Origin of the sequence: Mycolicibacter sinensis, from assembly GCF_001667375.1 — a bacterium.
Classification (GTDB): Bacteria; Actinomycetota; Actinomycetes; order Mycobacteriales; family Mycobacteriaceae; genus Mycobacterium; species Mycobacterium sinense_A.
In genome coordinates this window covers 1-10,424 of sequence record NZ_LZIN01000054.1, presented here as the reverse complement: position 1 = coordinate 10,424, position 10,424 = coordinate 1, and the positions used below count along the sequence as shown (strand labels likewise).

The following is a 10,424-nucleotide window of genomic DNA, read 5'->3' as shown; positions in this document are numbered from 1 at the left end:
TCTCATTACAGACCTCCCCCGCCCCGCGCGGGGGGCCGGGGGGGGGGGGGGGGGGGGGCCCCCGCGCGCCCCCCCCCCGCCGCCCCCCCCCCCCCCCCCCCGCGGCGAGAGGTAAGCGCTAAAGATTTTTCGATGAGACCCTTGTCACAACTACCCTAACCAACCTACTGTGTGTTCACTTGGTTGGTTGATCGAAGGAGCCCGGTGACCTCACCACGGCCGTACGCCACACTGCTCGCCAAAGGCGAGGACCGCCGGCAGCGGATCCTGCTGGCGGCGGAACACCTGCTGGCGCGCAACGGCTGGCGCAACACCTCACTGGCGCAGATCGCCCGCAATGCCGGGGTCAGCGCGGCCGGGCTGCTGCACCACTTCTCCTCCAAGGAACAGCTACTGCACGCGGTGCTCGACGCCCGCGACGCCGACGACGACTCGCACGCCGACCGCAGCGGCGACCTCATCGAGGAGATCCAGCGGGTCGCCGAGCGGTTCGCCCGGGCGCCCGAACTGGTCGGCACGTTCACCGTGCTGCTCGCCGAGAACGTGCTGCCCGAGGCGCCGCTGCACGACCGGATGCTGAAGCGGTACCGCGCCGCGGTGGACATCGTCGCCGACCTGATCCGGCGCGGCCAGGACGCCGGCCGCTACCGCACCGACTTCGACGCGGGCATCAAGGCCGCGGAAATTCTCGCCTTTATCAACGGAATGGAGATGTCATGGCTTCTGGACCCTTCAATACCTCTGAACGAGGTGTTCACGGCGTACACGGAAACACTGGCCCGCGACTTCGCTCCGCCGGTAAAGGACGCCCACCGGTGACCGGGGACCCGGACATGCGCTACCGGTTCGACGTCGTCGGCCGCAGCGTCCTCGACGTCGTCACGGCCGCCGGCGGTTGGCTCTATGACCGCGCGACGGCGGGGTGGGACGTCACCGTGATGATCCTCGACAAGGAGGACACCCGCCCCCTGCAGATCCTCGGGGCCCGGGTGCTGAACCTGGCGTCGGTGCTCAAGCAGTGGGAGCAGTGGCCGCACCCCCAGACGATCGCCGTCTGTGCCGAGATGTTCGACGGGCATGCGCAGGTGCGCCAGGGCGTGCTCGACGCGCTGGAACACAGCAGCACCGAGGTGACGCTGTGGGGCACGGTGCCCGCCGAGCTGCACAGCGACGTCGACGCCCGGCAGCACCGGCTCAGCGCGGCGGCCCGCGCGTTCAAAGCCCAGGCGTTGCGGGCAGCCGGTGTCGACCCGGCCGAATCCGGAGCGGGACACATCGAGACGTTCCGCTGCGGGCCGGCGGTGTGTGCGGCAGTCGCAACGGACCTGAGCCCGGCCAGTTGACGGGCGCAGCCGCGCCTTGACCGAGAACGTGTCCGAGTCGCTGTCGCGTTCCCTGGTGTTGGTGACGGACTATCGGGTGCCCGATCCGGCCCGGGTCTGGCCGCTGTTGCAACGCCACCGCGGCAGCCTGGCTCACCTGGGTGCCCGCCATGTCCTCGTCTACACCTCGTCGGTCGATGCCGGCCGGGTGCTGGCGCTGATGTCGATCCGCGCCGCGCAGCCGGTGACCGACCTGCTGCGCGACGAGGCCTTCATGGGCTGGTTCGACGCCGTCGGCGTCGACGACATCCCGGCCGTTTTCGCCGGGGCGCTCGCCGAGCGCATCGAACTGGCCGACCCGCAGCCGGCCCCGCCGGGCGTGGTGGTCGCGGCGGTGGCCGAAGTCGTCGACGCCGAGGCGCTGATCGCCCACGTGCGTGCCACCGCGAAGGATTTCACCGCCGCGGGTATCCGTAAGATCCTGATATTCCAGGCTTTTGACAATCCCCGTGAAGTGTTCATGCTGCAGGAGGCGGACGACGAAGCCGGCGCCGCGCAGTGGATCAGCCAACCCGAATTCGCCGCCGACTGGATCACCCGGGCCGGCGTCGGCGTCTACCCGCCGGTCTTCGTCGGCCGGCTCCAGCACCTGATGCGCGTTGCGGATCAGCCCGATACCCAAGAAGACCAAGCAGAAGGAGAACCCATTCGATGACCGCTTACGGCGTGGGACTGTTGATCGTCCGGCTCTGCCTCGGCCTGACCATGGCCGCGCACGGCTACAACAAGATCTTCTCCGGGGGCCGGATCGCCGGCACGGCACGCTGGTTCGACAGCATCGGCATGCGGCCCGGTACCTTCCACGCCCGGATGGCCGCCGGAACCGAGATCGCCGCCGGACTGGGTCTGGCCGCCGGTCTGCTCACGCCGATTCCCGCGGCTGGCTTCGTCGCGCTGATGCTGGTGGCGGCCTGGACGGTGCACCGCGGCAACGGCTTCTTCATCGTCAAGAGCGGCTGGGAGTACAACCTGGTGCTGGCCGTCGTCGCGGTCGGCATCGCCATGCTCGGCGCCGGCCCGCTCAGCCTGGACCACCTGCTGTTCGGGCAGAACTGGTGCGACGGGTGGACCGGCCTGCTGATCGCGGCCGGGCTGGGCCTGGCCGGTGGGATCGCGCAGCTGGTGGTGTTCTTCCGGCCGGTGCCAGAGCAGGTCTGAGGGAGGCCGGAGCTGCCGGTCAGTCGCTGGCCGGCAGCGGCTTGGCTTCCTTGATGGCCATCGGCGCGGTGCCGATGCTCAACGTCCCGGCGCCGGCCTTGGTGACCAGCACCTCGGCGCCGGCGTCGTCGACATAGCGCTTGCCCATCACCGCGCCGTCGGCGAACTCGGGGTCCAGCGTCGCGCCGCCGGAAGCGCTGTCCTCCAGGGGCACCATCGGGGCGCCGCCGGCGCGCAGATCATCGAGGCTGTCGGCGGTCTTCACCACGATGACCTGGGTGTCGCACACCTGACTCTTCAGACGGGTACCGGACTTGATCATTGCGCCCCTTCGGCATTCACTGTTTGCAGTTCGTTCACGATCTCCCGGCGCAGCACCTTGCCGGTCGGGGTGGTCGGCAGCTCCGGCCGAAAGACGATCCGATCCGGCGTGCGGGATCCGCGCAGCTGTTCCCGAACATACTCGCGCAGCGCGTCGGGGTCGGGTGAGGCACCCGGCGCCGGAACCACGCACGCGACGATGATCTGGCCCCACTCCGGATCCGGCGCGCCGACCACCGCGACCTCGCGGACCTCGGGGTGCTCGACCAGCACGTCCTCGATCTCGGCGGGGGCGATGTTCTCGCCGCCGCGGATGATGGTGTCGTCGGAGCGCCCGCCGATGAACAGGTAGCCCTCGTCGTCGAGCACGGCGATGTCGCGGGTCGCGAACCAGCCGTCGGCGTCGAGCACCGACCCGATGCCGGTGTAGGTGCCCGAGACCTGCTCGCCCCGGACGAACAACTCACCGGGCACTCCGGTGGCCACCGGCCGGCCGTCGTCGTCGCGGATGACGACCTCGATCCCGGGAACCGGACGCCCGACCGACCCGAGCCGCTTGCGGACGGCGTCGTCGGTGGACTCATACGCCGTGCGGTGGTCTTCAGGGGTGAGCACCGCGACCGTCGAACTGGTCTCGGTCAGCCCGTAGGCGTTGACGAAGCCGACCTCGGGCAGCAGGTCCAGCGCGCGGCGCACCAGCGGCAGCGCCACCTTGGAGCCGCCGTAGGCCAGGTTGCGCAGGGTGGGCAGCGGGATCGGGCGGGCTTCCAGTTCCGAGACGATGCGCTCGAGCATGGTCGGGACCACGGTCGCGGTGGTCACCGCCTCGGCGCGGACCAGCCGGATCCACTCGGCGGCGCTGAAGCGGCGCAGATAGACCGACTTGCGTCCGGCGTAGAGGTTGCTCAGCGCGGCGCCGACACCGGCGATGTGATACGGCGGAACGCAGATCAGCGCGGCGTGCTCGGGCTCCGCCGAGCCGAACTCCACCGTGCCGGTCACGTAACTGGTCAGGTTGTTGTGAGTCAGCTCAACGGCTTTGGGCGCCGAGGTGGTGCCCGAGGTGAACAGCACGACCGCCACGTCGTCGGGGTCCGGCCACTGTACCGCCGGCGTGGTGGTGCGGGCCCGGGCGCAGAAGGTGGCTGAGTCGATCACCGCGACGGCAATCCCACCGCTACCGAGGTCGCCGGCCTCGCCGATCAGGTCGAGGTATTCCTTGTCGACGACGAGCAGCGGTTGCGGCAGCCGGGTGATCAGCTCGCGCAGCGCCTGCCCGCTGAGCCGGTAGTTCAGCGGAACGAAGGGCTGACCGGCGCGTGCCGCGGAGAACAGCAGCAGCGGCAGCATGTCGCCGCCCATTCCGACGTAGGCCACACTGCGCGCGCCGGTCTCGTTGATCACGCCGGCCCCGGCGTCAGCGAGGGCGTTGAGCTCCTCGGTGGTGTAGCGCGTCGATTCGCAGACGACGGCGACCCGGTCCGGGTCGGCGGACACCGCCATTTCCAACAACAACGAAATGCTCACCGCTCGGCTCCCCGTAATGCGTCGTGAATGAGAACGACATTATCATTTTTTGATAGTTTCGCTACCGCCAGGAGCCGGTCGAGCACCGGCGATCGGTACGCTGACGTGCGTCATGATCAGCGTGGTCGACCTCGAGGCGACGCCCGACGCCGAGCCCGGCGCCGGGATCGTCATCGCGACCGGCGCCCGGTTGGACAGCGCGCACGCCGAGCACTGGCTCGAGCGCGCCAGCTTCACCCTCTCGGAGACCGAGGTGGCCGATCGCCGGGTGATCACCGTCGGATCGGTGGCAGAGGCGCTGGCCGACATTGCCGATCGGTGCCGGCGCCGACCGCACACGGCGGCGATCTGCGATGACGTGCTGCGCGCGGTGGATCCGGCCGCGCCCGCTTGGGCCGGTGTGGTCACCGAATCACTGGCCTACTCGGTGCTGCAGGCCGGCCCGGAGTTCGCCGGCTGGCTGGCCGAGCGGGGGCCGGCTACCGCGCCCGACACCAGCGACCCGGTGCTCATCGATCGGGACGGCGACACCCTGCGGCTGCGGTTCAACCGGCCGCAGCGGCACAACGCCTTCACCAACGCGATGCGGGCCGCCCTGCTCGACGGGCTCGCGGTAGCCGCCGCGGACACCTCGATCGACGAGGTGGTGCTGTGCGGGGCCGGGCGGTCCTTCTGCAGCGGCGGCGACCTCGCCGAGTTCGGCGGCTTCACCGATGTGCCCAGCGCGCACCTGGCCCGCACCCGCTACAGCCCCGCGCTGGCGCTGGACGCGCTGACCGCCCAGCTCGGCGACCGCTGCCGCGCCGACATCCACGGCCAAGTACTGGGCAGCGGACTGGAGATGGCCGCCTTCTGCGGTCGGGTGCGGGCGCACCCCGACGCGGTGCTGGGCCTGCCGGAGCTGAACCTCGGGCTGATACCGGGCGCCGGCGGCACCGTCAGCATCACCCGCCGCATCGGCCGGTGGCGCACCAGCTATCTGATGCTGTCCGGACGCACCATCGACGCGCCGACCGCCCTGCGCTGGGGGCTGGTGGACGAGATCGCGACGCCCCGATGACGGAGGCGGCTTGGGGCGCATCCGGTTTGGCTTGGCTGACCGGTGCGCAAGACGGCCCGCCGGATTTCTCTCGCGCCGCCGTGCTGCTGCGCGCGGGGGAGGCCGTTGATCGACTGGGCCTGGGCGTAGACGCCGCGACCCTGCTGGCCGGGCGTGCCGGGCTGCGGGGCTGGAGTCGCGGCGGGCGCCGCTCGGCCGGGGGAGCCACCCGGCTGCTGACGGCGGCAGATGGCTGGTGGGCGATCACGTTGTCGCGTCCCGACGACATCGACGCCGTGCCCGCCCTGATCGAAACGGAGCGTCCAGGCGAGCCGTGGGCGGCCATCGCGGCGTGGGCGGCCGATAAACCGGTGACCGACGTCGTCGGGCGTGCCCGGTTGCTCGATCTACCCGCCGCCGTGCTGGGCGAGGCCGCTGCCTCGGCGCCTCTGGCCCGCCGGGTCGGGCCTTCGGGGCCGGGCCGCGGACCGCGGGGTGCCCTGGTCGTCGACCTGACCTCGCTGTGGGCCGGGCCGCTGTGCGGGCAGCTGCTGGCGCAGGCCGGCGCCACGGTGGTCAAGGTGGAAAGCCCGTCCCGCCCGGACGGAACCCGTGCCGGGGACCGCGCGTTCTTCGACTGGATGAACGCCGGGAAGCTCTCGTGCGCCATCGATTTCGATCGCGACACGGCGTTTCTGGCGCGGTTGCTGGCGGCCGCCGATGTGGTGTTGGAAGGCTCGCGTCCCGCCGCGCTGGCCCGCCGCGGGCTGGGGCCACTCGACGTGGCGGGCCGGCCCGGGCGGGTGTGGCTGCAGATCACCGGCCATGGCGGGTTCCCCGGGTTCGGCGACGACGCCGCGGTGGCCGGCGGGCTGGTGGGCTTCGACACCGCCGGGGACCCGGTGTTCTGCGGCGACGCCATCGCCGATCCATTGACCGGTATCGAGGCGACCGTCGCGGTGCTCGACGCGCTGGCCCGCGGCGGCGGCGAGGTCATCACGTTCTCGTTGGCCGCCGTCGCCGCGAGCTACGCCACGTTGCCGCTGCATTGCGGCGGGAAGCACCCGGCGTCGCCGCCGGAGCGCCCGCGTATCGAGGCCGCCGGCCCGCGGCTGGGCGCCGACAATGCGCGGGTCGGCGAGTTGGCGTCACGGTGCTGATCCAGCGCGCGGTACTGCTGGACGGATCGGTGGTCGATGTCCGCCTCGGAGACACCATCTCCGAAGTCGCGCCCCGGCTGGACGCGCGCCGCGGCGAAGACGTGCTCGACGCGGCCCACGCCACGCTGATTCCGGGGCTGCACGATCACCACCTGCATCTGCGCTCGGCGGCCGCGGCGCTGGATTCGGTGAGCCTGGGGCCGCCGCAGGTGCGCACCGTCGACGAACTCGCCGCTGCATTGCAGGCCGCGACCGCTGATTCCGACGGCTGGGTGCGCGGGTATGGCTACCACGAATCGGTCGCGGGAGAGCTCAATGCCGCACTGCTGGACCGGTTCTGCCCCGAGACCCCGGTGCGGGTGGCGCACCGCAGCGGGGCGCTGTGGGTGCTCAACTCCGCCGGCCTGGCCCGAATCGGAATGGCCGACCACGCGGACGGCCGGCTGCTGCGCGCCCACGGCGACCCGGCGCCGCGGCTGCCGCAACGCGAGCCGTCGCTGACGGCATTGAGCCGCCAACTGGCCGCCCGCGGCGTCACCGGGATCACCGAGGCCACCCCCGGCCACGGCGACACCGATCTCGCCGCGTTCGCCGCGGCGCGCCGCAACGGCGAGCTGCTGCAACGCCTGCACTGCCTGGCGCCCGCCGGAACTCTGGTCAGACCCGGGGTCACCCTCGGGCCGACCAAGATCATCCTCGACGACGCTCGCCTGGACCTGGACGCATTGGCGAAAACGCTGTGCGACAACCACACCCGTGACCACGGCATGGCACTGCACTGTGTCACCGATGCCCAGCTGACCGTGGCGATCGCGGCCTGGCAGTCCGCCGGGGTGCACCGCGATGATCGCATCGAACACGCGGCGGTGGTGCCCGACGACCGGCTGGCCGACCTCGCTGAGCTCGGCATCACCGTGATCACCCAGCCCAACTTCGTCGCCGAACGCGGCGACGACTACCTGGCCGCCATCGAGCCCGACCGCCAGCACGAGCTGTGGCGGCTGGCGTCCTTGCGGGACAACGGGATTGCGGTGGCGCTGTCCACCGACACGCCCTTCGGCGACGGTGATCCCTGGGCGGCCATGCGCGCAGCGGTGCACCGGAGCACACCGAGCGGAGCGGTGTTGGGCCCGGCCGAGCGGGTATCGGCGCGCGCCGCACTGGCGATGTTCACCGGCCACGCCGACCGGCCCGCAGTGCCGCGCCGGATCGCGCCCGGCGAACCCGGCGACCTGTGCCTGCTGGCCGCCGGCCCGGCCGAGGCGCTGGCCGCGCTCGACGCCGACCTGGTCGCTCTGACCGTCGTCGCCGGCGGCGTAGTGTCCCAGCACAGCGACAGTCGGTAGCCTGTCTAGATACTTTGGTTGATGGAGAACTCGGAAGGAACGGTTGATGACACGTTCGGACAGTGACAGCTGGGACCTGGCCAGCAGTGTGGGAGCGACCGCGACCATGGTGGCGGCGCAGCGGGCGTTGGCCACGACCGGCCCGGACAAACTGATCAACGACCCGTTCGCGGCGCCGCTGGTGCGTGCCGTCGGCATCGACTTCTTCACCCGCATGGTGGACGGCGACATCGCGTTCCCCGAAGGCGACGACTTCGATCCGGTCCGGATGGGCCACGGCATGGGCGTGCGCACCCGCTTCTTCGACGAGCACTTCGAGTCCGCCACCCAGGGCGGCATCCGCCAGGCCGTCATCCTCGCCGCCGGGCTCGACGCCCGCGCCTACCGGCTGGCCTGGCCGGCCGGCACCGTGGTCTACGAGGTCGACCTGCCGCAGGTCATCGACTTCAAGACCACCACGCTGGCCGGTCTGGGCGCCGAGCCGACCACCGAGCGCCGCACTGTGGCCGTCGACCTGCGCGACGACTGGCCGGCCGCGCTGCGGGCCGCTGGCTTCGACCCGCATGCTCCCACCGTGTGGAGCGCCGAGGGCCTGCTGGTCTACCTGCCGCCCGAAGCCCAGGACGCCCTGTTCGACACCATCACCGCGTTGAGCGCACCGGGCAGCCGGCTGGCGTGCGAATTCATTCAGGACACCACGGTGTTCTCCGGCCCGGAGTGGCAGGAGCACCGGGAGAAGCTGCAATCCATCGGTTGCGAGGTCGAGATCGGCGAGCTGATCTACCACGGCGAGCGCAACCACATCGTCGACTACCTGACGGCGGCGGGCTGGACGGTATCGGGCCGACAGGTCACCGAGCTCTACGCCGAGGCCGGCCTGGAGTACGGCGACGATCCGCTGGCGGTGGCGTTCGGCGATCTGACGTATCTGAGCGCCGCGCTGCCCGGCTCGTCGGTATGAAAAGCATCACAGCGGCTGATCCGGTGGTGCGGCGACGACGCCGTACCTCCGACGTCGATGAGGTGCCCCCAGCAGGGCTCGAACCTGCGACCTGCGGATTAAAAGTCCGTAGCTCTACCAACTGAGCTATAGGGGCCGTGCCGGAACAGGATACTGCCTTCCCGATCGAGCCCGCGTTTGAGGATTGGACCCGCCGTGCCCTAAGCTAGCGAAGCTCCCAACGTGACCACGTTGCGAGCCCCCGGAGAGATTCGGTTCTGGCCCCCTTCGTCTAGCGGCCTAGGACGCCGCCCTTTCAAGGCGGTAGCGCGGGTTCGAATCCCGTAGGGGGTACTCGTATCGCGGAGACGCGGAGCGAACAGCAAGGCCCTGTGGCGCAGTTGGTTAGCGCGCCGCCCTGTCACGGCGGAGGTCGCGGGTTCGAGTCCCGTCAGGGTCGCTTTATACGGCGAGGCACACGTGCCTTCCGGCCAGGTAGCTCAGTTGGTACGAGCGTCCGCCTGAAAAGCGGAAGGTCGCCGGTTCGATCCCGGCCCTGGCCACCAGCATTGCTCTGCACGGCTGTCGGAACTTAGGTTTCGCAAGCTGAATCGCGTTGTCGCCGGGCGGACCGCAGAATGGAGCCGGCGGTCAGGCACACGGGTTTGTTCTGGTCCGCAGCCGCGATGGGTAGGTTCGCGGCGCAGCGCATCACCATCAAAGCCAGCGCGGTGTGGGTCGCATACGGGATTACCAACAGATTCACGCAAGCCTGCGCGCCGCTCACAGTCACCACATGTTGGCGTTTACCCTCCCAACCCGACCAGTTGAGGTCGGGTGGTCGTTGCAGTGGTGACCAGTTGACGTTGATGGCGGTGATCTCGCCGAGCCGCGGAGTCAGGAGCGCGACCAGGCTAGGCAATTCCTTGGTGATGCGGTCGGCGAGCGGCCACCAGGCGCCATCGATGTCACCGCCGAGCTCACGAGCCACCGTGATCCGGAGAGGGCGGGCATGGCGGGTGCTGCCCAGCGGGTGGATCATCGTCGCTGCTCTTGCGGGCACCACAATCCACAGTTCATGGGGTTCCTTCACGGTCGGATGCGACTGACCCGCGGCTGCGGGTAGGCGGAGGAATCACAATTGTCCGTGGGGTCGCCCGTGGCGAGTCTGGGTGGACCACCGCTGACAATGAAGCGGCTCATGCTTGACCGTACGCGCTCGGCAGCGTTTCGGCGGCGGTTCGACAGCGCTCGGACCATAGACTGGGCCGCTGTGCGACGTGCGTATCCTGGGCGAACAGCTGCGGTCATGGTGGCCGTTGCCGCGCTGACCGCGTCGATCCCCGTCAGCGCTACAGCCGGGGACCAGATTCTGCTCGGCGGCGGTGCCGCGATCGTGCTCCACGACGACACCCTGTGCACACTGACCGCCATGGGCCACGACAGCGACGGCCGGCTGATCGGATTCACCTCAGCGCATTGCGGTGGACCCGGCTCGCCCGTTGTCGCAGAGGGCGCCGAAGAGCGCGGCACCGTGGGCACTGTGGTGGC

Annotated in this window: 11 protein-coding genes, 4 tRNA genes and 1 pseudogene; 12 read left to right on the top strand and 4 right to left on the bottom strand. The window is 70.4% G+C overall.

Going from position 1 to position 10,424, the window contains the following annotated elements; all coding sequences use genetic code 11:
* Positions 1–204: 204 nt before the first annotated feature.
* The 4 genes from A5771_RS11065 to A5771_RS11050 are packed head-to-tail and all read left to right on the top strand — an operon-like array spanning position 205 to position 2,540.
* Positions 205–819, top strand: coding sequence for a TetR/AcrR family transcriptional regulator (locus A5771_RS11065; protein ID WP_109401100.1), 615 nt, complete (start codon positions 205–207; stop codon positions 817–819).
* Complete coding sequence (locus A5771_RS11060; protein ID WP_109401099.1) at positions 816–1,343, top strand: hypothetical protein; 528 nt, start codon at positions 816–818, stop codon at positions 1,341–1,343. Before A5771_RS11065 ends, A5771_RS11060 begins: the two co-directional genes overlap by 4 nt.
* A gap of 16 nt (positions 1,344–1,359) precedes the next feature.
* On the top strand, positions 1,360–2,037 hold the full coding sequence (locus A5771_RS11055; protein WP_082947183.1) for a fatty-acid--CoA ligase: 678 nt from the start codon (positions 1,360–1,362) through the stop codon (positions 2,035–2,037).
* Positions 2,034–2,540 carry a DoxX family protein gene (locus A5771_RS11050; protein WP_064855266.1) on the top strand — a complete coding sequence of 169 codons (507 nt, stop codon included), beginning with the start codon at positions 2,034–2,036 and terminating at the stop codon, positions 2,538–2,540. The genes A5771_RS11055 and A5771_RS11050 overlap by 4 nt, the downstream gene beginning before the upstream one ends.
* Before the next feature lie 19 nt (positions 2,541–2,559).
* Here A5771_RS11050 and A5771_RS11045 read toward each other — a convergent pair whose 3' ends face one another.
* Positions 2,560–2,862: a hypothetical protein gene (locus A5771_RS11045; protein WP_064855265.1), complete on the bottom strand. Its 303-nt coding sequence runs from the start codon at positions 2,860–2,862 to the stop codon at positions 2,560–2,562.
* A complete protein-coding gene (locus A5771_RS11040) occupies positions 2,859–4,388 on the bottom strand; it encodes a class I adenylate-forming enzyme family protein (protein WP_064855264.1) in 1,530 nt (509 codons plus the stop codon). Before A5771_RS11040 ends, A5771_RS11045 begins: the two co-directional genes overlap by 4 nt.
* A gap of 112 nt (positions 4,389–4,500) precedes the next feature.
* Here A5771_RS11040 and A5771_RS11035 point away from each other — a divergent pair, with 112 nt between their 5' ends.
* From A5771_RS11035 to A5771_RS11020, 4 genes are read left to right on the top strand one after another with little or no spacing between them, the layout of a single operon-like run.
* Positions 4,501–5,448 (top strand): enoyl-CoA hydratase/isomerase family protein, encoded by a 948-nt coding sequence (locus tag A5771_RS11035; protein ID WP_064855263.1) that lies wholly within the window; start codon positions 4,501–4,503, stop codon positions 5,446–5,448.
* Positions 5,445–6,587: a CoA transferase gene (locus A5771_RS11030; RefSeq protein WP_064855262.1), complete on the top strand. Its 1,143-nt coding sequence runs from the start codon at positions 5,445–5,447 to the stop codon at positions 6,585–6,587. Before A5771_RS11035 ends, A5771_RS11030 begins: the two co-directional genes overlap by 4 nt.
* Positions 6,581–7,933 carry an amidohydrolase family protein gene (locus A5771_RS11025; protein WP_064855261.1) on the top strand — a complete coding sequence of 451 codons (1,353 nt, stop codon included), beginning with the start codon at positions 6,581–6,583 and terminating at the stop codon, positions 7,931–7,933. Before A5771_RS11030 ends, A5771_RS11025 begins: the two co-directional genes overlap by 7 nt.
* 46 nt (positions 7,934–7,979) lie before the next feature.
* Positions 7,980–8,894, top strand: a complete 915-nt coding sequence (locus A5771_RS11020) for a class I SAM-dependent methyltransferase (RefSeq protein WP_064855260.1) — start codon at positions 7,980–7,982, stop codon at positions 8,892–8,894.
* Positions 8,895–8,957: 63 nt separating this feature from the next.
* Here A5771_RS11020 and A5771_RS11015 read toward each other — a convergent pair.
* Positions 8,958–9,030 (bottom strand) — tRNA-Lys (locus A5771_RS11015).
* 124 nt (positions 9,031–9,154) lie between these two features.
* On the opposite strand from A5771_RS11015, the gene A5771_RS11010 reads away from it, so the two are divergent.
* From A5771_RS11010 to A5771_RS11000, 3 genes are all read left to right on the top strand, one after another.
* Positions 9,155–9,227: transfer RNA gene (locus A5771_RS11010), tRNA-Glu, on the top strand.
* A gap of 32 nt (positions 9,228–9,259) precedes the next feature.
* Positions 9,260–9,333 (top strand) — tRNA-Asp (locus tag A5771_RS11005).
* 29 nt (positions 9,334–9,362) lie between these two features.
* Positions 9,363–9,439 (top strand) — tRNA-Phe (locus A5771_RS11000).
* 26 nt (positions 9,440–9,465) lie between these two features.
* Here the strand turns inward: A5771_RS11000 and A5771_RS10995 are convergent.
* Positions 9,466–9,915, bottom strand: a complete 450-nt coding sequence (locus A5771_RS10995) for a DUF5994 family protein (RefSeq protein WP_064855259.1) — start codon at positions 9,913–9,915, stop codon at positions 9,466–9,468.
* Between the two features lie 267 nt (positions 9,916–10,182).
* On the opposite strand from A5771_RS10995, the pseudogene A5771_RS10990 reads away from it, so the two are divergent.
* A pseudogene (locus tag A5771_RS10990) lies at positions 10,183–10,424 on the top strand (serine protease); the annotation flags it as partial.